Genomic DNA, 21,427 nt, shown 5'->3' on the forward strand with positions numbered 1-21,427 from the left:
ATTATAATTGTAGAATAAAACAAAGTTAACTATACAACTAGTTAACCAAACATATCAACATGTTAGGAGTAGAATAAATGGCGGATGTAAAAACAACTTTAAAAACAGTTTGGAACGGCAATGCAAAAGGAAATGGTACGATTAAAGCACCTAATCTGGAAACAGATCTTGCAATTCCAGTAGCTTTAGGGGGTACCGGAGAAGGATCAGAGCCTAAAGAGATGCTTATTGCCTCTGCAACAGCTTGCTTTACAATGACACTAACAGGCATGCTACAAATGAAAAAATTCCCGGTAGACCAAATCCTTGTAGATACAGAATCAACAAATTCAAAAGAAGACGGCTTTAAAATCAACCACTCTTGCCAAATTGTTTTATCTGCTGACGCAACAGATGAGCAAGTTCAATCTGCTTATACGGTCATTGGACTTGCCGATAAAGGCTGCGCAGTTGGAAATATGTTAAGAAAAGCGGATGTACAAATTGTAGCTGACGGCAAAGTAACTGTAGCTTAATAACACATTAGAAAAGCGCTAAAGCCCATTTTAGCCTTGATATCATTGGAGAGCCTCACTATAGAAAGGAGGCTCTCTTCTGGTTTTCAGACATACAAAAAACACCTCTAAAATGGTTAACATATAGCTATGACAAAACCCTTTTGAAAGATGTTTTATATATTTCCAGCTACTTGATGATGCTTCTTTTTAATTAGAACATCGTTTTCATAAATGCTTCTAGCTTTGTTGATACTTCATCTAACTGTTCGATTACATTCGAAACGTCCTGCGCTAATTTTGCTTCTTCATTCGATGCTTCTGAAATTTGATTCATGTTTTCTAATAAGGATTTCAAATTCTGCTGTACATTTGATAAAGACGACTCAATTTTCGAAGTCGATTCATCCGTTTGCTGAGACAGCTTACGAACCTCTTGTGCCACAATGTTAAAGCCCGCGCCATATTGTCCTGCACGTGCCGCCTCAATCGAAGCATTTAAACCTAAAAGATTCGTTTGACGTGAAATATCTTTAATTAGGCGTGTAATATCATTTGTCTTTGCGGAATCTTCTAATGCTCGTTCAGATTGCGAACGAATTTCGGTGCTCGTTGCAGCCAGCTCCTCTGAATGTGACGCCATGATATGTGTTTTATCCTGCAATGTATTGACAATGCCTCTTACGGATTCAATATATTCCTCTAATTGCTGTTCTTTATCTAATGGTCTACCGAAGCCTAATGCTCCTACCACTTCACCATTTTCACGAATTGGAAAAGCATAGGCATTAATCGCCATACCATAAACGCTCGCATCTAAATAAATATCTGAATCACGGCCGCTCAATGCTGTCATTAAATTGGTATCGCCTGCATTTACTTTGTCGCCTTCTTTATAGTCTAACTTTATATTTTCTCCAGGAATATATTTCACTACATTGCGATCCTTATCTGCAATTACGACAACGGCTTCCTTTTTTAAAGCCATATGAATATATTCCGACATAATACCTAATGATTGTATAAATTCCATTTCTCTACCCCTCTAATATCACTATCCTATTTCTTCTTATACTAGCATATTTTACGTCTAGTTACACTAGTGATACAGGAACAAAGAAATAGTGTAAGCCCAGATTGTACCTGAATTGTGTACTCTAATAGGGCTCGTTGCATCGTTACAAATCGTTTTTGACAGAGCGGTTATATGGAAAAATCCGAATATTGACCAATGGCTATTACTGCAATAGCTGCTTCGTATACTCAATATAATCTGTAAAGTAGCCATCTACATGGAATGCTTTTATTCGCTGTTGTTCCTTTTTTTGTGTTTTGCGATTCGTAAAGTACACATGAACTTCTTTCCCGTTTTGGTGTAGTTTCTTCACAACACCACGAGTGATATCGGATGACTCAATCCCAATGAATGGATAAGGCGAGGTCAACGCATCCTTCAAATTAAATTTCCCTTTCTTATATAAAAGCGTTAATGGTATTTTTGGGTGTAGCTCATGAATTTTATTCAGGCTTTGCTTGGAGAAGGACTGAATCGTAACTAAGCCCTTTTCAAGTAATTGGTATTCTTCCAGCAATTCGATTAACGGCTCTTCCATCTTTAATTCACCATTAACTAATCTTGTTTCAATATAGTAATGCTCCGTATCCGTAAAAGTGGAAAGGATTTCGTTCAATGTAGGTATTTCCTCTGTAAAAGTTTGACCATGGTACTCCCCAATCGTCAGAAAAGATTTTATTTCCTCCAAAGAATAATCACTAACATCCCCTTGCCCATTCGTCGTTCGGTTAATCGCTTGGTCATGCATCGCGATCAGCGCACCATCCTCTGTCATACGCAAATCAATTTCTAGTGCATCCACGCCATCAGCCGCTGCCATTTTGTAAGCTGCAATCGTTGCTTCATTAATCCGATCATTTGCGCCACGATGTGCAATAATTTTAGGCGATTCTGTAACTGACGGCGTCATAACAGCCTGTTTATCTGGAGGCTTAGTTGATTCGGCTATTAAACCTGCCACCAATATTCCTACTGTATAGCTGATGATGAGCACCGCTAATGTAAGTATGAGCTTCTTTATTTTGTTCAATTATTGTTGCTCGTTTCTAATGGATAGGGCTCTTTCCGGATAATCCGTTATAATGGTATCCACACCTAAGTCCAATAATTGCTTTATTTCTTCTGGCTCATTGACCGTCCAAACGCGTATTTGTTCATAGAGATTGTGAAATGCATCAACCGCATTCGTGCTTTCGATAAAATCAATTAGCTGTTTAATTTCATTTGCCTCTGATACGTTTAGCGTACTTATTAAATACATTAATTTTAGTGCTATATTTTTATTTGGTAATACAATGGATTTTGCTATATGTAAGGCATCTAGTTCCAACGTTTGTAGCTGATCGTTTGGAAGCGTAATTTTTTCGTTTAGTAACCAAGCGATTTTTGCCTCCGGAGATAACTTTTTTACACGGAGTATCGTCGGTAAATGAAATGAAGAATAAATAACTTTACGCTGATTGCCATATGCTTTTACAATTGATAGTACCTTTTCTTCGATTCCTTCATACTTTTCAATAGTCGTTTTTAACTCAATATTCAGTTCAGTTGGATATGGCTTCAATAGTTCAAAAACTTCCATTAGTGTAGGTACACGCTCTGCTGTCCATAGTTCTTCGTCATAGTTCGGAAAATGGGCAAATTTGCTTTTCGGTCCCGCACTAAATTGCTTAATTTCTTCTAAGGTCATGTCTTGAATAGAGCCTTTCCCATCTGTTGTACGCTCTAGGCTTTCATCATGAATGACGACGATTTCGCCATCTTTTGTCATATGTACATCCAATTCTAAACCTTCTACACCTTGTTCAATTGCTTTAGCAAATGATAATAATGTGTTCTCAGGGTACGTGCCTTTCGCACCGCGGTGACCATAAATTTTCGTCATGAAAGCTCTTCCTTTCTATTTTTTTCATACGAACTCGATATAAAAAGGATAGGGGACTGTCCCAAAATTACTTCTTGTTCAGTCCCCCTCTATATATTTTCTCGAAATTAGTTTATTTATTCGCCTCTTGCGGCATTTGCCTGTTTGATAGCCGCATTAAATTGGTCAACAGCAGCACGATGCGCCTCATCTACATCTCCGCCATTGTAAATTGATTCAAGAGCCGTTTCCATAATTTTTCGACCCTCAGGAAGCATATCCATTAATGCTCCTTGAGTTGCATAAGAGGCTTTTGTATCTTGTAGCTGATCCACTGTCACTTGTAATTGTGGTTTTTCAGCATATGCGTCTTTTACCACTTGCTCGTCATAAGCGGCTGGGTTAATCGCAAAGTAACCTGTTCCTGTATGCCATTCCGCTTGTACTTCTGGCTTTTGTACATACTTCATAAATTCCCATGCTGCTTTTTGCTCTTCTTCGGATTTTCCGTCAATCATCCAAAGACTCGCCCCTCCAATTACAACACCTTGACGCTCTTTAGCTTCTGGATATGGTAAATAAGCAATGCCAACTTCGAATGGTGCTTTGTCAATCACGTCTCTTGAACTAGCAGACGATTGTAAGAACATCGAAACATCACCTGCTAAGAAGCCTGCCATCATATTATCGCCATTTGTACCATAGTTTGCGAATGTGCCCGCATCCACCATATTTTTCACCCAATTTAAGATTGATTTCCCTTCCTCTTCCGTCCAACCAATTTCAGTAGGTGTTGCAGTACGCCCATTGTCGTTATTTAATAATAATGCGCCTTGGTTCGCTAATAACTGCTCCCATAGCCAACCATATGCTTGTAATGCAAAGCCTTTCATCTCGGGATTGGATTCCACAATTGCTTTACTTGCCGCTTCTACTTCCTCGTAAGTTGCTGGTGGCGCTTCTGGGTCAAGTCCTGCTGCTTTAAATGCATCTTTGTTGTAATACATAACAGGTGTTGAAGAGTTAAACGGCATTGAATAGAATGTACCATCTAATGAATAGTAATTTGTAATATTTTCTTCCAAGCCACTCATATCATATCCGTCTGCATCGATTAATTCTTGAATCGGAACAATTTGACCACTGTTAATCATTGCCTTTGTACCAATTTCAAATGTTTGAATAACTGTTGGTGCACTATCTGAACCCGCTACCGCATTAAACTTTGTTAAGGATTCATCATAAGTTCCTTGATATTCTGCATTCACTTGAATTCCATCTTGTGAACTATTAAAGTTTTCAACGATTTTATTTAACGCTTCTTGACCGGCGCCACCCATAGAGTGCCAAAACGTAACCTCTTGTTTTTCTGCCTTTCCCGCAGAGGTTACGTCTTCTCCAGTACCCTCTTGTTCCTGTGTAGAACTTCCGTCTGAGCTACATGCTGCTAATAACAAAATCATGCCAAATGTAAGGAATGCTAGTAGTTTTTTCATTCGTATTTCTCCTTTTGTTTAAGTAAATTTCTACTTGCTCTATCACACGCTGAACTCACTTTTAAGTTCAAGCCCTTATTTTAATGCTCCTTCTGTTAACCCTTTTTGAAGCTTCTTCTGCCCAAAGAACAGCAAGATTAATGTTGGAATAATCACGATTACGGCACCCGCCATTATGACGCCCCAGTCATTTAACTGCTCTTGAGTTTGTAATTGCTTCAAGCCGATTTGTACCGTACGCACTTTGTCATTTGTTGTTGCTAAAAGTGGCCATAGATACATATTCCATGAAGTTAAAAATCCATAAATCCCTAATGTCACTAAACTAGACTTTGCTATGGGTAATACGACGGTTAAATAATATTTAAAATCACCCATGCCCGCAATTTGGCTTGCTTCCCTTAATTCCTTTGGGATTTGCTTGAAATTTTGTCTTAGCAAAAATGTACCAAAAGCCGTTGCAAAGAAAGGAACGGCCAAGCCTGCATAGGTATCAATCCAGCCTAAATCACGGATAATGTGAAAGTTAGGAATAATCGAAACTTCAAAAGGAACCATCATCGTTGCGATAAAAACATAAAATAATAAATCTCGACCTTTAAACTCCAAAAATACGAAGGCATAGGCTGCCAAACTAGATAAAAGAAGTTGCCCCATCGTAATGACAATCGCAATCAACAAGCTATTAAATAAATAGCCAAAGAGAGGAAATCGTTCAAATGCTTGGGCATAATTATCCAACGTGAGTGACGTTGGTAGACTTCCTGTTAAAATATCCTGATTGCTCATAAAGCTCATCATAATGGCCATTAGCATAGGTCCCGCTAACATCAAGGCAGAAAGGATTAGGATGATATAAAAAATGACTTGTCTACTTTTAGGCATGATCATTGATAATGCACCTTCCTTTCCCCAAGCTTAAATTGCAATGCTGTCATAATTAAAATAAATATAAACAATACAATCGCCTGAGCACTTGCAGAGCCAAATTTATAATTGACAAAGGCCTCTCGATAAATCGAGTACACAAGTAAGTTCGTTTCATTCACTGGCCCACCCTGTGTTAAAATATCGATTTGACCAAAGGATTGAAACGCATTAATAATGCTTACAGTAATGACAAAAAACAGCGTTGGCGATAGCATTGGGATTGTTATTCTTCTTAATTTGTATAAATATCCTGCCCCTTCGATATCCGCGCTTTCATATAAGGATGAATCGATGGATTGTAAGCCACCTAATAAAACTAAAAATGTAAAACCTACATTCATCCAGATTGTCGTAGCAGAAACGGATAGCAGTGCCCATTTCGGATCAGTGAGCCATCCGATTGCCTCAATCCCAAACAGACCGAGCATTTCATTGAGTAATCCCATCGTTGGATTAAACAAATACAGCCAAAATACAGAAGCTGCTGCAACTGATACGCCCATTGTTGAAGAAAAAATTGTTCGGAAAAAGCCGATTCCTTTTAGTTTTTCATTTGCAATAATAGCAAGGAATAAACTAATGATCACCGTAGTAGGGACCGTATACAAAACAAATAAAAACGTAGACTTTATGCTTTTTAAAAACATCGGTGAATTAAACATATTCACATAGTTTTCTAAGCCAACGAATACCGTAGTATCCCCGTTTGCTTTCGTGAGGAAAAAGCTTAAATAGATCGTTCGGAACATCGGATAGAACAAAAAAACACTGAATAATATAATGGAAGGTAATAGAAATGCCATCCCTTTGTAAAAGCTTTTTATTCTCATTTTCTTTTTAACTTGTTCCATTTTTACCAAGTTGCTATGATCGACTGTGTCGGCTATGTTTGTCATATTCATGTAGATAAAACCTCTTGTTCTTTCCCTTTAGAGGCAGATTGAATTAACTCGCCCGTTTCCGAATCAAAAAACAATAGATTCTCAGGTAATATGTGCACAGGTATTTTTTTCCCCACTGAAATGGACCATTGCCCAGGCCATTTAGCCGTCCATAACTCTTGGCCAACATCAAATGCAATCGATGTCTCATTTCCTAATTGCTCGACATTCACTACTTCCAAAGTGTGCTTTATAGTTCCATCTGTTTCAGGAAGTATGTGCTCTGCTCGAATCCCGATCGTTAACGGTCGATTTTTAGGTATGTCCTGTCCAAACGATGCATCGATTGGAATCTGAAGCTGGTCTTCTACGATTAAATGCTTTCCATCCTTTGAAAACATAGCCTTTCCCATATTCATCTTTGGGGAACCGATAAAAGTAGCGACAAACAAATTAGCCGGTTCGTTATAGAGGTTGATGGGTTTGCCCACTTGCTGGATTTTCCCATCATTTAATACCATAATTCTGTCCCCCATCGTCATGGCTTCCACTTGGTCATGGGTAACGTATATCATCGTCATGCCTAATTTTTTTTGTAATCTGCGAATTTGAACACGCATATTTGCGCGAAGCTTTGCATCCAGATTTGAAAGTGGCTCATCCATCAAACAAAGTGGTGATTGACTTACAATGGATCGAGCTAAAGCTACACGTTGTCTTTGACCGCCAGAAAGTTCTCTTGGCTTGCGTTTTAACAATTCAGTTAAGCCCATCATTTCCGCAGCTTCATGTAATCTTTTTTGCTGCTCCTGTTTCTCCACTTTTTTTGCCTTTAAACCAAAGAGAATATTTTGTTCAACTGATAGATGAGGATATAAAGCGTAATTTTGGAAAACCATAGATAAATTTCGATCCTTTGGCGGAATGTGATTGACCATGTCTCCGTTAATTTTTAATACGCCCCCAGAAATCTCCTCAAGCCCTGCAATCATTCTAAGCAATGTACTCTTGCCTGACCCTGAAGGACCAACAAGGACAAAAAACTCCCCTTCGTCAATCGTTAAATTGATTTCATTCAATACGTCTTCTTGTTTGTCGTATGATTTTGAAATTTCAACTAATTCAATTCGGCTCATACCTAGCCTCCTCTTTCTTGTACTTGGCGCTATATTATTTAAGCATATAATTTCTAGCAAAACGGGTGGTTTTCCATTTTATAACAAAACATTAATAATGTTCATAAATACTCAATATTTTTAAAAATTATTTAACTTATTAACGCTGCATGTAACTCTTGCATCGTACTCATAATATACTTTGGTTTATACGATATACTTTTTAGTTGTGCGGTTGTCGATGCTCCGGTTAAAACAAAGCAAGTGTCAATTCCAGCTTGCGTGCCCAGTAAAATATCCGTATCAAGTCGGTCACCAATAATTAAATAGTTTTCCTTTTTCACATCCAGCAGGCGCATAATATGTTGTGCGAAATAGGAAGATGGCTTGCCGATAATTACATCAATTTGGCTGTCGGACGCAATTTCAACGGCTTTGGCAATGGCCATTGTATCCAATTGGAATCCATTTGGTACTGGGCAAACTTGATCAGGATTCGTGACAATCAATTGCGCACCATTCCGAGCTGCAACCATCGCATTATTTAGCTTTTCAAATGTAATTTGGCGATCTAAGCCGATAATTACATTTGTTGCTCGAAGTGGATCAGCCGTCAGTTGAAGCTGTTCATATTGAAATTCCTTGCTAATTGCCGCTTCACCTACAATGTAGGAAATACTTGTTGGCATATGCTCTACTACATACTGGGCTGTTAAATAAGCCGTTGTAATAACTTGGTGAGCTGTTATATGTATGCCAAAGCGTAGTAGTTTTTCAACGACATCTTGACGCGTTTGTGTCGGTGAATTTGTGATGAAAAAGATATGCTTCCCTTGCTGCTGAAGGTGGGTGATTGTATTGAGTACACCTGGGAGCACTTGATCCCCAACATAAATTGTTCCATCTAAATCGAAACAGTACGCATCGTATGCTTGTATCGTCATAAATGTATTCACCTACTTTCGAGCAATTTGCTACTTCATTTAACTTGCTGTTTTTAGCATGTATGATAGCCCAATTTCACTCTGTTTTTCCTACTGCCATAAGAGGTTAATCACAACAAATAGCAATGCAAACTTTGACCACAATTTCTCTCCTCCTAAATGGATAGACATAAAAAGGCCGCAAAAAGTCATTTAAAATACGACAATTTGCGGCCTCTCTCATATACGCCTATTACTATTTACTTTACGTTTCTTACTATAAACCTCAATCATTAAGCTACTGTGTGGAAATTATTAATTAATTATTGATAGTTTGTAAAATTGTTCCCTTCCACAAATTTTTATTAGATGTAGTCACAGCATGTGCGCCATGTGCTAATGCCGCTTCCGCATGTTCGATCTTATCTAATAAGCCCCCTGTAATAATGGGCTTCTCCGTCACCTGAGTGAGCTTCTGTATAAAATCTGGCGCGCGACATGGCATAATTTCAATCATATCTGCTGTATGATGAATTGTATGTGTTAACTGCTCATACACCTCTGTATCAATTAGAAATATACGTTGAATGACAAACATATTCTTTTGCTTCGCCTTCTTAATAACATTCGCCTTCGTTGTAACAATTGCAAATGGCTTCACTACTTCGCTTATAAAATCAATACCATATTGATCTAGCTGCAAGCCGCCAATTTTTTCAACATGCACAATAACAGGCAATCCCGCCTCATGAAATAGTTGGACATAGCTTTTGATATTCAAAATATTTCCTGTCATTAAAATGACCGCGCTAATATTGTCCTTATACTTCAATGCGACCTCAATGGCTTTTGGCTCTTTAATCGCCGCAATGAGCTTTTTTTCAGCAAGTCTCTCTTGGAATCGTTTATACATACGCGCTTCCCCCTCTTTGATTGCATTATAACGGGAATCAGCTGTCTATAAATGGTTCCATGCATTTCTTTACAAAAGATTAAAAAACTTAAAGGAAGAGATTATTTTTGCCCAACCCTTTAGTTGAACTTCCAAACTCAAAAAAGTGTCGGATAGCTTAATAATTAGCTCCTCTTCTGGTACTCAATAGTTCACGTTTACAACTATAATAATTTTAGATAACCGCCCATTATGCAGAGGCCTATGAATGTCCATAATACAACCTTAGCTATTGAAGATTGGTTGAATGCAGGATGTAAGATTTCTGATACCGTAACCATAAAAATAATACCTATAGTTAAGCCAATTAAGCTGGTGTGTATTGATTGATAAGAAAATCCCCCAAATTCACCGATTAAAACACCTAAAGCGACCGGAATGGATACCGCTAAGGAAATGAAGAAAACAGAAATAACGCTTAACCCCGCCAATATCAAAGGCGTAAACAAAATAATTCCTTCAGGGATACTATGGAATAACAGTGCTTGCAATAATGCCATTGTCAAATTGGATTCCTGATTTGCACCTAATGTGATTCCCATCGGTATATTGTGAACTGTGAAACTCATAATTAATAATAACCCTGTACGAATATGCCATTGCTTCGTTGTTGCACCATTTTTATCTAAGTTCACGTGCAAACGACTATGTAATACTTTGAATAGGATCATCCCAATCGTTAATCCACTAAATGTACTTAACCATCCGCCTAGCTCAATGGCTTCTGGAAAAAGCTCAAAACTAATTAAGCCCAAGATTATTCCTGCACAGAGGCCATTAATAATGTCTACCCTTTGCTGTAATCCCTTAAAAAGCCATGCAATCATGCCGCCTATAAATATCCCTGAAGACGTCCATAAAAAACCTACTAACCACATTCCACATAATCACCTTTCAATGGGTATAGTTAGTGGTATGGTGGATTTTGATGATTTATGAAAAAAACTTTCATAGCATGTCTAATATTTATAATACATATATGGAAAGAAGGTGCGCTGTGGAAAAGATGCTGGTGTTGATTGAGATTGAGGTTTTCTTAGTTTTCCTACTACTGCTAGGCACTTATAAATTAATGAACTCTAGAACGTTTCAGTTATTTTGGGGCTTAACTCAACAAATAGAAACAAATCAATAAGTGGTTGCTTTAACCTTTGATGACGGTCCAACCGATAACACCAATCAGATATTGCAACTATTTGAAGAGTCCAATACTAAAACTACCTTTTTTCTGATTGGTGCAGATATAGAAAAATTTCCAGAGGAAACAAGAAGAATTGCAGAATACGGACATCAATTTGGCAATCATACGTATTCCCATAATCGGGTGATTTTCAAGAGCCCCCACTTACTACAAAACGGAAATAGATGTTCGACCACCCAATGGGAAAAAACTGATAGGTCTTATCTTCATACCATTTTATTTGATTTTTCAATTTCATCGACTTTGATAAACTTCAAGACAACGAAAAAGAGGATGAATCCTAACACACCTGCCGTAATATAGCTGACGTTGAGATAATTTTTCATGACAAGGGACATAATAGGAGGACCAGCTGCAACACCGATAAATCTTGCCGAGCTATAAAAAGAGGAAACTGTGCCTCTTAACTCTTTCCTTATATTGTCGGTAATAATTGTATCAAGCGCAGGCAATAGTGCACCAATAGCAATTCCCACTATACTCGCCACCACTAATAGAAGAATCAGTTTTTTGCTTGTAAATCCAACAAATATAATACTGGTAGACATTGCAATTAGTGAGATAATGATTATTTTTTTCATCCTTAATAGGTTTCCTTTAATTTTTCGACCAGAAATATAAGAAGCAGTACAAAGTAATAAAAGTGGGATGGCCAGAACAAAACCTTTTTTAATGCCCTTTATATTATGAACTTTTTCGAGGTTTTCTGATAAGAAAAATAACATACCGAATAATATTAGCATTACGAGGGCCCCATTAAGGAATACGGTATACAGCCATCTTCCTTCCTCCTTGAAAACTTGCTTTGTGTTACGTAAAAACTCCTTAAACTTTAATGGTTCATCATCATCTTTAGGGGCTTTAACGAAGAAAAAGATAAGTGCAATAGAGATTAAACTAAGGGCTGAAATAGAAAAGAAGGGTAAGAACCATAAAAACGCTGCAAATATTGACCCTAATATAGGACTTAACACTTTTCCAAACGTGTTAGACGTTTCAATTAATCCTAAAGTAGAACTTATTTTTTCGTCATCATCTTGATAAATGTCACCCACAAGAGGCAATACAATTGGCATGGCACCAGCTGCTCCAATACCTTGGATAATTCTACCGATAATAATCATTGTGTATGGATCATCCATTTTCCATGAAGCAAAACCAGCAATCAGCCCCCCAATTAAAGCCAAGATTAAACTAGGTAATATTACAATTTTCCTACCAAAGCGATCCGATAAATAGCCAGCTACCGGTATGAGAAAAATGGCCGCGACTGAATAACTTGTAATAATCATACTTGACTGAAATGATGAAATCCCAACCTTTTCTTCTAGAATTGGGAGCACGGGAATAAACATCGAATTTCCCAACGTCATGATGAGAGGTATAGAAGTCAAACTTATAATACACCAAATACTTACTTGAACCTTGCCTTTTTCCATGACCACACCTCGACTAATATTGTTTTATCATTATAAAGGTATGGTTTCCTGTCGGGTTCATTTTATGCATTCTATTGTTTTTGAAAGACTTTTAAATAACCGATGGAATACAGACAAATGAAATCTGTTGAGACGTGTATTAAAATAATGCTTGAAAAGCCATTTTGCCAAAGTAAAGTCCGAATCCAATCATTAAAAGGGATGAAATGAAGGTAACCGTTTTCAAAAGGTTGATTGTTAATAATTTTCGAGCAACACTGGATAAAAAGGAATAAATTAAATCCACTAAAATAATGCCAATTAGAATGGCGATACTAAGTAAAATGATTTGATATCCTGTAGTGACTCCAGCGGTTTTCGCAAGAATGGACCCATAGATCCCTAACCAAAAAAGGATAGTTAACGGATTCAAAAAGGACATGAAGAAGCCAGTTAGGATTGATTGTCTAAGTCGGGTTCTTTTACCGGTAGTTGAATTCATCTCAATTCTATTTAGTGACAGTAAATTTTCTATACCGGTATACAAAAGAACAAAACAGCCGAAAGACCAAAGTATTGTTTTCAATAATAACGAATCAATGAATTGACCCACTCCAAAATAAACTATGAACATATACATGATGTCGGTTATCAAAGCACCCAGACTAAAAAACCATGCATGAAAAAAGCCATTTTTTAACCCCGTATTTAATAGGACGGTCTTAACAGGTCCAAATGTTGCAGCCATCGATATGCCTAAAAAGATATAGGTAAAAATAGAATCCATGAATAATCCTCCACTAATCAGATGTCCTTGCATTTTATTCGAAGGCAATGACTTTTAGGACAATTTAAAGGGATGTTTTAATAGGATTTTCGGGTTTGTCTTCACTGTTTCAGAGGAGTTTTATTAACATAATTATTAAGCGGAAGTGTTTCCTATAATTTTTATTTAGAATAATGTTCAATCGTTTATCTGCCCATATGTTGGTTAGGAATAAAGATTGATTAAAAAGATGCTGCAAACGTTGATCTTATTTATAGAAGAAACCCATATATTTTGAATAAAGATTGATCAAAATACATGGGTTTAATTTCGGGAATTAAAAAGTTTTTATAAAAAAGCTTGATTACAATTGGAATAGAAATAATGCTTTTTATTTTTCATAGTCACTTTTAAGTATAGACATTATTATTTCATCAGAATAATTGCCATTATAATTTAAAGACTCGCGTAAGATACCCTCTGTTCTAAAACCTGTCTTTTCATATGCTTTAATTCCACGTTTATTATGACTTAATACTTCTAACTGTAAACGATTTAATTTTAAATCTTCAAATACAAACTTCAAGATAAGTCGGATTGCTTCAGTACCATAACCTTTACCAGTTAGTTCAATGGAACACATTGAAATTCTGAATCCAGCTTTATTATTATCCTGTTCTATATCAAGAATAGATAATTCTCCAATCATTTTACTATTTGAATTTAAACATATAGCAAAATCATAACGTGAGGGATCTTCATTTATATTTTTTATATGTTGTTGAATTTGCTCTAAAGTAAATGTAGATTTCGTACCTGTCATATACCTTATTTCTTTGTCTTGGGTATTTGTCAGGAGAACAGGGGCGTCTGTTTCTGCTAATGTACGAAGATAAATTCTTTCACTCTTTAAATTCATTATAATTCCTCCATAAAATAAATTAACTTTAAAATACTCAGTGAGTTATCTCTTGAATCTAATGTTACTTCATAATCATGGTCAGAAATATAGACAGAACAATAATGAACTATTTAATACCTAATTGATTGGTTAACGATTTAAAATTAATTGGTATAATTCGGAAAAAGAAAAGGCTATCTAGTAGATATATAAAAATCTCCTTAGATTAGCCTTGTTTATTATGTACATTTTTTTGTATAAACAATCTTTTTAATAGTTTCAACTGATAAAAAATACTTTTCAGATATTTCTTGTATACATATTCCACTTTTAAAATCTTCTTGAATACCTAACTTTCTTTGATACAGTTGTTTTTGTATACCACTAACTGACCCCCTTTTTTTCGAGTGCTCTGTTGAATTGGAATATATAATGTCTCACCTTGTATATACTTTAGAACTTCTATTAATAACTCTTTAGGTAAAATTTTTGCAACATTTATATAACTCAAATTTGCTCTCTCCTTATTTCTTGTAAATATGAATAAGGTGCAAAACCAAAATATTAGAAATTTTATACAGCGATTATATATTTTTCCTCATGCAAAGTATCGCTCTTCTAATTAAAGGCTTTGCATGAGTTTGAGTTTTATTATTAACTGAAATAGATTTCTTTTTCAATAAATACATCCCTTTAGATTAAAATAATCCAAAGGGATGAAAAGATGCAACTTTTTAAAAACGGTATAGCATTATTTAAAATCTACAAAAATGTTGGATTGGAATAAAGATTGATTAAAAATGGGCAGAGAACGTAGATTCTATAATAGAAGAAACCCACATATTTTGAAAAAAGATTGATCAAATTGTGTGGGTTCAATTTTGGCGCGATGAAATTTTTATAAAAAAGATTGATCAAAATATTTCCGCAAATTAAAAGATGATGTTTTAGCTATGTACGGTCGTGATGCTTTTCTTGGAATGTATATTGATCAAAAAAATGGTGGAGTAGTTAATATTGCTCTTCGTAAGGGTACTCATACTCCATTAATAAAATCTGAAAACCTTATTGCAACTAAATATGGTTCAGATCTGCCAATTAATTTCTATGAGGCAAAGTATTCTGAAAGCGACTTAGATCGTATTATGGATGATATAAACAATAATATAGATATCTTAAGTAAACAGATAAACATTCAATATGCAAATGTCGATTTTATTAATCAGAAAATTACTGTAGGAATTAAAGATAATGGAACTCCTATAGCAGAGGCATCAAAAGTTATCAGTGATTTGCTAAAACAAGACGAAACATTATTTAATGTTAAAGTCGTTGACGAAAACTTCAAGACATCAGATGAAGCCAGATACACAACTCAATCACCTATTCTCAATGGCTTAGTAATCGATAGCTCAGCAGGTACACTTGGAAACTGTTCTGTTGGATTCTCCGCTATTGATTCAAGCTCTAATCCGTATATTGTTACAGCAGGACATTGCTGGAGTTCATTGGGCACTGGTATTTATCAAGGATCAAATTATATTGGTCATGTAAGTAAGAGGCACTATGGAAATAACGCAGATGCAGAAGCAATAGCTGTCTCTTCCAACACTTTATTAAGTAACAAATTATATGGAACAGCGACATTATTAACAAGTGTACAAGTAGCAGGAAATGATGTATTGGGTGAAAGAGTATGTAAGTCGGGTATGCATGGAGATTCGTGTGGAACACTCCTTGGGAAGAACAATAGTGGTTATTGGGGAGCGAATGATACCTGGTTTGATAATCTTCGCGTTTCCAATTATGAAAGTTCTAGCGGGGATAGTGGCGCTACAATTTATGACGGTAAAACTCTCAAGGGTATTCATAAGGGGACTTTGCCTGAAAATGGGGTAAACTATCGTGTATATAGTCATGTAACCAATGTTTCAAGCCGCCTTAATTTAACTCCTGTGAATTGGTTAAGCCAATAATTAAAGCGAATTTTGTAACCTTTCGAAATATTAATACGTCTATAAGAATATAAATGAATGGGGGGAAACGTTTGCGCATACTACAAGCAACTGTCATTCTGTTTTTACTTTTCTCCAGTCTATCAGGATGTTCAAGCGGAGGGAACGATTTGAAAAGCCTTTCAAGAAACAAAGTAAGTGAACCGTCTAGCTTGTCGAATGAACCGATAGATACAGCTGATGTAGAAGGGTATATTATAGACAAAACAGAAGATTCTTTAACGATTGTATGGAATGTTCAACAAAAAGACATTACTACGAAAACTAAAAAGGAAATTCTTACTATTGCAAAACCCAATGCTTTGACTGTTTCCTATTCAAATGCTAGCAATTTTAATATTTACGATAAAGTAGCCATTTGGACAACAGGCCGTTATGAAGAGTCATATCCTAGTCAAGGTGTTGCAACAAAAGTAATATTACTCCAAAGTAAATGAATAGTACAAAACTTTTTAAAAAGTAAAATAGTAATCTCAAGTGGGATTATTCTGAACTGCACGCTGTCAGTCAAGTAGACATTGAAAATAATAAAAATTGAGTTAAACGGCTTTAGCCCTACATTCTATAGGACTAAGGCCGTTTAATTTTTTTTGATAGCGGCTATTTGTAGATAAGCTACAATATACTTCCTAGGTGTAATATCATCATCTAAAAAGGAAAATGAACGATCTTTGATATCCGTTAATGTTGGTTTGAAATAAAAATTTATTAAATTAGTCATGCAAATGTTGATTTTACAATAGGAGAAACGCACGAATTTTGAACAAAGAACTCGCTCATTTAAAAGCTCGTCCTTCATCTTTATCGTTCTCGCAAGCTCTATAAATCCTTGTCCTTTATCTACAGTAAGAAGAAAATCCGTTGTCATTACAATCGGCTCATTCGTTTTGGGATCTGTAGGGTGTTTAAGACCTAATTCATCCGCAATAACTAGAGTTTCTTCCAAAGGCAACAAAGGAAACTGTTCTCTAATACCCATAACGAAATCAGAGTATTCAGTTATATAAAAATAGTTACGTTCCAAATCTGATAGAAATTCATGCTGTCTATTAGTTTTAATGCCTCTTAAACGTGTGGATCTTCCCAATGAAGAAACATCTTGAATGTTTAACCAAGGTTTATAATCAGCACCTATACCAGAACCTCGCCCTTCTTTAATCCATTTTTCGATTTTAGATGTTCTTGCTCGTTTAGACATAAAAAAACGAGGCTGGGACATAAATAGTTCTGGTCCACACAAAAAAACGAAATGACGCCATGTCATTTCGTTTTTTTGTGTGGCGAAGTGAAAATGGAGGACCCCATTACCCCCTTGCCACGTATTTCCGGATATTCACGGCCATCAATGCAATGCCCGTCTCAATCTCGACCTTCGATTCCCAACGAACCGAAAATCGCGTGAAACCTAAATTAGCTTTCAGAAATCCAAAAACTGGTTCTACATCTGTTTTGCGTTGCGCATACAAATGTCCAGCTTTTTCTTCTGAAAGCTTCATGCGTACATATTCTTTTTGTTGTGCCCAGCGCACATTCACCGCCAGTTTCCGATGCTTACCTTCCTCGGCTTTTGTACAATTAGCACGAAACGGACAACCTGTGCAGTTTTCACATTCATACACTTGGAACGTACGCTCAAATCCGTCTTTATCTTTTCGTTTCGACGTATAGCGGAACGTTAACACTTGCCCGTTTGGACACGTATACGTATCTGTTTTTTCATCATACGCCCAGTTGCTCGTTTTGAATGGATCTTGTTTATATTTTTTCGTCTGTTCTTTTCGGAATTGGTTATACGTGATGAGTGCCTCACAGTGGCGCTTCTCTAAAATATCCTGATAATTGGCTTCGCTGCCATACCCAGCGTCCGCCACAATGTGTTTCGGTAAGGCAAAAAAATCCGTTTCGATGCGATCTAAAAAGGGCGTCAATGTTTTCGTATCCGTTTGGTTCGGGTAGACGCCGTATGCCAATGTGTATTGTCCTTCTGTCGCAATTTGTACATTATAACCTGCTTTTAATTGACCATTCTTCATATAATCGTCTTTCATGCGCATAAAGGTCGCATCTTGATCGGTCTTCGAATAGCTATTCCGTGTGCCGAAAATCTCAAAATCACGCGCGTACTTTTCTTTGCGTGTGACCCATTCCGATACTTGTTTCAATAGTTGCTTCGGTGTTTTGCGGGCACTTCGTAACGCTTTTCGTTCTTCGGCTTGCGTAGACGCTTCGATTTTTTCTGTATAATCGGCAACCACTTCTTCTAGCTTTTCTGCCATTTCTTTTAACTCAGAAATTGATAATTGTTCGTCTGATTCGCGCTCAATGGCCGGAATGATTTGGTGTTGAAGCAGTTCTTCATACAAACGGTTTGATTTTTCGATGAGACTCGCCTCATATTTTTCAATCGCACGTTTCCACACAAACGTAAATTTATTCGCATCTGCTTCGATTTTTGTACCATCAATGAAAATGGCTTCTAGATCAATGAGTTTTTCCTCAACCAATTGGCAACGGAATTGCACGAAACATTGGCGAATTAATTCCTGCATCACGGGATGAACACGGAAGCGATTAATCGTACGATAACTTGGTTCGTAGCCTTGCGCAAGCCACATCATGCGCACGCTATCTTTTGTTAAATCCTCGATACGACGCCCTGAAAACGTCGATTGTGTGTAGCCACATAAAATAATTTTCAACATCATACGTGGATGATACGAAGGGCAACCTGTATGTTGGATAAATGGCGCAAATGCTTCATTGGGAATACTTTCAACCAATTCATGAATGACAAACGCAATATCATTTTTTTGTAATTTGATTTCTAAATCAAGCGGTAAAGTTAATTGATTCATGTTATAATCTTTAAACATAAGGACACTTCTTTCGTTTTAAATTTGGTGGTAGGATACTTAAATTTTAACAAAGACGTGTCTTTTTTTGTACTCAAAATCAAAGCCCCTGGAAATTTTACTGTTCGTAAAATTCCAGGGGCTTTTCAGTTAGAGGATGGGTTTTGTCCCAGCCTCATTTCATCGCAACTTTTTTACAACCATCGCGACTTTATTTTAAACATCGTATCTTTTTTATAAACATCGCAACTTTATTTCAAAGCTACATTAAAATCTACAAAAAAACCAAAATTAACAAAAGCCCCTACTCAACCGTAACAGACTTGGCTAAATTTCTCGGTTTATCCACATCACAGCGACGGTGAAGGGCTGCGTAATAGCTGATTAACTGCAACGGTACAACTGATACTAATGGTGTTAATAGCTCATGTACGTGAGGAATCACGAGACGGTCGCCCTCTTCCTCCATTCCTTCCATTGCAATGATGCAGGCATTGGCACCGCGCGCGACTACTTCTTTCACATTACCGCGAATGTTGAGTGCGACATCTTTTTGCGTTGCCAAAGCAAATACAGGTGTACCTTCCTCGATTAACGCGATGGTACCATGTTTTAGCTCACCACCAGCAAACCCTTCCGCTTGAATATATGAGATTTCCTTTAATTTTAATGCGCCTTCTAATGACACACAGAAGTCCATATTACGACCGATGAAGAATGCATTACGCGCGATTTTTAAATAGTCCTCGGCAATTTGCTCCATGGCATCTTTTGAATCGATCATCGCTTGGATTCCGTTCGCCACAATGGCAAGCTCTTGTTTTAAATCAAAATCAAGTGCGATCCCTTTTTGATTCGCTACCGCGTACGCAGCTACCGCTAAAACGGCTACTTGTGCCACATAAGCTTTTGTCGAAGCTACCGCAATTTCTGGGCCCGCGTGTAATAGTAATGTGTAGTCCGCTTCACGAGAAAGCGTAGAGCCTGGAACATTTGTTACAGTTAATGCTTTGTAGCCCAGCTTTTTAATTTTCACTAATACTTGGCGGCTATCTGCTGTTTCACCTGATTGTGAAATGAAAATGAATAATGGCTTTTCAGAAAGTAATGGCATATTGTAGCCGAACTCACTTGAAATATGCACTTCTACTGGAATTTTGGCGATTTTTTCGAAGTATTGTTTGCCGATTAAACCAGCATGATAGCTTGTGCCTGCCGCAATAATATATAAACGGTCGGCTTCTGCTAATGCATTTAAAATAGCCGCATCGATTGTCACATCATCGCCGTGTTCGTATGCTTGAATAATTTTACGAATGACAGTTGGCTGCTCATCCATTTCTTTTAACATATAGTGTGGGTATGTGCCCTTTTCAATATCAGAGGCATCTAGCTCTGCTGTAAATGGTGCGCGTTCAACAATACGACCATCTAACGTTGAAATCTCCACATTGTCTTTACGTACAATGACAACCTCTTTATCATGTAATTCGATAAATTGATCAGTTACTTGAAGCATCGCCATAGCATCTGATGCGATTACGTTAAATTCTTCCCCAACGCCTACTAAAAGTGGTGATTTATTTTTTGCGACATAAATGGTTTCTACGTCTTCGTTATCTAATAAAGCTAACGCGTAAGAACCGTGCACTAATGATAATGTTTTACGAAATGCCTCTACTGTTGATAAGCCTTCTTTTGCAAATAGATCGACTAATTGCACGATGACCTCTGTATCTGTATCAGAATTCATTTGAATCCCTTTTAAATAAGCTTTTTGTAATAGATGATAGTTTTCGATAACCCCGTTGTGCACTAATGTATAGCGACCTGATGCACTTGTATGAGGGTGTGCATTTAAGCGGTTTGGTACACCATGAGTTGCCCAACGTGTATGACCAATCCCTACTGCTGCTTCTACATCGCCATCTACTGCCTTACGTAAATCAGCAATACGGCCTTTTTCCTTGAATACTGTTACGCCTTCTTCGTTGTGTACCGCAATACCCGCTGAATCATATCCGCGGTATTCTAATTTTTCTAAGCCTTTTAATAATATTTCCTTTGCGTCTAATACGCCGTTATATCCTACAATTCCACACATAATCCATTTCCTCCGCCCAGCATACATCACTTTTAGGCAATAGAAAAAAGCATATTCCGCTTAAATAAAGCCGTACTTTGATTCACCAAAAGTAAACTACTAATCTACTTTTACGGAACTCAAAGAAATTGTGGCGTTTGCTCTCGTTTAGCAAAGCACCCACAAGTATTAACCGTAAAAGGTGATGTAGCTTGTCATATTATTTGTTTAGAAATGCCGTTTCGTTTATTTGTGCAAGAAATTGCTTTCCTGTTTTGAAAACGAAATTACAACCGGGCATGTGCAGTTGGGAGGTACCCGCCGAAAATTCGATAAACCTCCACCTCGTCAGCTAAGAATTTGTGACCGTCCGATTTTCTTAGCTCTGGCGCTATAATTGTTTTCCCGATTTGTTTTATGCGCTAATACTTCACTCCTCTCGCGCAGCTCTTTTTACGAGC

At 37.0% G+C, this 21,427-nt stretch carries 19 protein-coding genes and 2 pseudogenes; 4 read left to right on the forward strand and 17 right to left on the reverse strand.

Annotation, left to right across the window (positions count from 1 at the left end):
• Positions 1-77 precede the first annotated feature (77 nt).
• Complete coding sequence (locus MKX47_RS18925; RefSeq protein ID WP_340777256.1) at positions 78-515, forward strand: OsmC family protein; 438 nt, start codon at positions 78-80, stop codon at positions 513-515.
• Between the two features lie 193 nt (positions 516-708).
• On the opposite strand, the gene MKX47_RS18930 is transcribed toward MKX47_RS18925, so the two are convergent.
• The 10 genes from MKX47_RS18930 to MKX47_RS18975 all read right to left on the reverse strand — a co-directional run bounded on the left by MKX47_RS18930 (position 709) and on the right by MKX47_RS18975 (position 10,608).
• Positions 709-1,527 (reverse strand): methyl-accepting chemotaxis protein, encoded by an 819-nt coding sequence (locus MKX47_RS18930; protein ID WP_340777259.1) that lies wholly within the window; start codon positions 1,525-1,527, stop codon positions 709-711.
• Positions 1,528-1,732: 205 nt separating this feature from the next.
• Positions 1,733-2,599: a glycerophosphodiester phosphodiesterase gene (locus MKX47_RS18935; RefSeq protein ID WP_340777261.1), complete on the reverse strand. Its 867-nt coding sequence runs from the start codon at positions 2,597-2,599 to the stop codon at positions 1,733-1,735.
• Entirely contained in the window at positions 2,600-3,454 is an 855-nt protein-coding gene (locus MKX47_RS18940) for a glycerophosphodiester phosphodiesterase (RefSeq protein ID WP_340777263.1), read from the reverse strand.
• 116 nt (positions 3,455-3,570) lie between these two features.
• Positions 3,571-4,929, reverse strand: a complete 1,359-nt coding sequence (locus MKX47_RS18945) for an ABC transporter substrate-binding protein (RefSeq protein ID WP_340777265.1) — start codon at positions 4,927-4,929, stop codon at positions 3,571-3,573.
• Between the two features lie 75 nt (positions 4,930-5,004).
• Positions 5,005-5,820 carry a carbohydrate ABC transporter permease gene (locus MKX47_RS18950; protein WP_340777269.1) on the reverse strand — a complete coding sequence of 272 codons (816 nt, stop codon included), beginning with the start codon at positions 5,818-5,820 and terminating at the stop codon, positions 5,005-5,007.
• Entirely contained in the window at positions 5,817-6,710 is an 894-nt protein-coding gene (locus tag MKX47_RS18955; protein WP_340777892.1) for a carbohydrate ABC transporter permease, read from the reverse strand. The genes MKX47_RS18950 and MKX47_RS18955 overlap by 4 nt, the downstream gene beginning before the upstream one ends.
• A 47-nt stretch (positions 6,711-6,757) precedes the next feature.
• Positions 6,758-7,876, reverse strand: a complete 1,119-nt coding sequence (locus MKX47_RS18960) for an ABC transporter ATP-binding protein (RefSeq protein WP_340777271.1) — start codon at positions 7,874-7,876, stop codon at positions 6,758-6,760.
• 131 nt (positions 7,877-8,007) lie between these two features.
• Positions 8,008-8,799 carry an HAD-IIA family hydrolase gene (locus tag MKX47_RS18965; RefSeq protein WP_340777274.1) on the reverse strand — a complete coding sequence of 264 codons (792 nt, stop codon included), beginning with the start codon at positions 8,797-8,799 and terminating at the stop codon, positions 8,008-8,010.
• Positions 8,800-9,097: 298 nt separating this feature from the next.
• Complete coding sequence (locus MKX47_RS18970; RefSeq protein ID WP_340777276.1) at positions 9,098-9,691, reverse strand: glycerol-3-phosphate responsive antiterminator; 594 nt, start codon at positions 9,689-9,691, stop codon at positions 9,098-9,100.
• 203 nt (positions 9,692-9,894) lie between these two features.
• A complete protein-coding gene (locus MKX47_RS18975) occupies positions 9,895-10,608 on the reverse strand; it encodes a ZIP family metal transporter (protein ID WP_340777279.1) in 714 nt (237 codons plus the stop codon).
• A 257-nt stretch (positions 10,609-10,865) separates the two neighbouring features.
• Here MKX47_RS18975 and MKX47_RS18980 point away from each other — a divergent pair, with 257 nt between their 5' ends.
• Positions 10,866-11,234, forward strand: a complete 369-nt coding sequence (locus MKX47_RS18980) for a polysaccharide deacetylase family protein (protein WP_340777281.1) — start codon at positions 10,866-10,868, stop codon at positions 11,232-11,234.
• Here MKX47_RS18980 and MKX47_RS18985 read toward each other — a convergent pair.
• From MKX47_RS18985 to MKX47_RS19000, 4 genes and pseudogenes are all read right to left on the reverse strand, one after another.
• A complete protein-coding gene (locus MKX47_RS18985) occupies positions 11,138-12,370 on the reverse strand; it encodes an MFS transporter (protein WP_340777282.1) in 1,233 nt (410 codons plus the stop codon). The two genes, MKX47_RS18980 and MKX47_RS18985, sit on opposite strands and share 97 nt — an antisense overlap.
• Positions 12,371-12,509: 139 nt before the next feature.
• Positions 12,510-13,136: a LysE family transporter gene (locus tag MKX47_RS18990; protein WP_340777285.1), complete on the reverse strand. Its 627-nt coding sequence runs from the start codon at positions 13,134-13,136 to the stop codon at positions 12,510-12,512.
• A gap of 370 nt (positions 13,137-13,506) precedes the next feature.
• On the reverse strand, positions 13,507-14,034 hold the full coding sequence (locus tag MKX47_RS18995) for a GNAT family N-acetyltransferase (RefSeq protein WP_340777287.1): 528 nt from the start codon (positions 14,032-14,034) through the stop codon (positions 13,507-13,509).
• Positions 14,035-14,255: 221 nt separating this feature from the next.
• A pseudogene (locus tag MKX47_RS19000) lies at positions 14,256-14,527 on the reverse strand (CD3324 family protein).
• Positions 14,528-14,969: 442 nt separating this feature from the next.
• On the opposite strand from MKX47_RS19000, the gene MKX47_RS19005 reads away from it, so the two are divergent.
• Positions 14,970-15,992, forward strand: a complete 1,023-nt coding sequence (locus MKX47_RS19005; RefSeq protein ID WP_340777289.1) for a S1 family peptidase — start codon at positions 14,970-14,972, stop codon at positions 15,990-15,992.
• A gap of 71 nt (positions 15,993-16,063) precedes the next feature.
• A complete protein-coding gene (locus MKX47_RS19010) occupies positions 16,064-16,468 on the forward strand; it encodes a DUF3221 domain-containing protein (protein WP_340777291.1) in 405 nt (134 codons plus the stop codon).
• A 329-nt stretch (positions 16,469-16,797) separates the two neighbouring features.
• Here the strand turns inward: MKX47_RS19010 and MKX47_RS19015 are convergent.
• The 3 genes and pseudogenes from MKX47_RS19015 to glmS all read right to left on the reverse strand — a co-directional run.
• Positions 16,798-17,229, reverse strand: a pseudogene (locus MKX47_RS19015) (TnsA endonuclease N-terminal domain-containing protein); the annotation flags it as partial.
• 106 nt (positions 17,230-17,335) lie between these two features.
• Positions 17,336-18,904, reverse strand: coding sequence for an IS1182 family transposase (locus MKX47_RS19020; RefSeq protein ID WP_340777293.1), 1,569 nt, complete (start codon positions 18,902-18,904; stop codon positions 17,336-17,338).
• Between the two features lie 283 nt (positions 18,905-19,187).
• Positions 19,188-20,987, reverse strand: coding sequence for a glutamine--fructose-6-phosphate transaminase (isomerizing) (gene glmS / locus MKX47_RS19025; protein WP_340777295.1), 1,800 nt, complete (start codon positions 20,985-20,987; stop codon positions 19,188-19,190).
• Positions 20,988-21,427 lie beyond the last annotated feature (440 nt).

This window comes from Solibacillus sp. FSL R7-0668 (genome assembly GCF_038006205.1).
Lineage (GTDB): Bacteria > Bacillota > Bacilli > Bacillales_A > Planococcaceae > Solibacillus.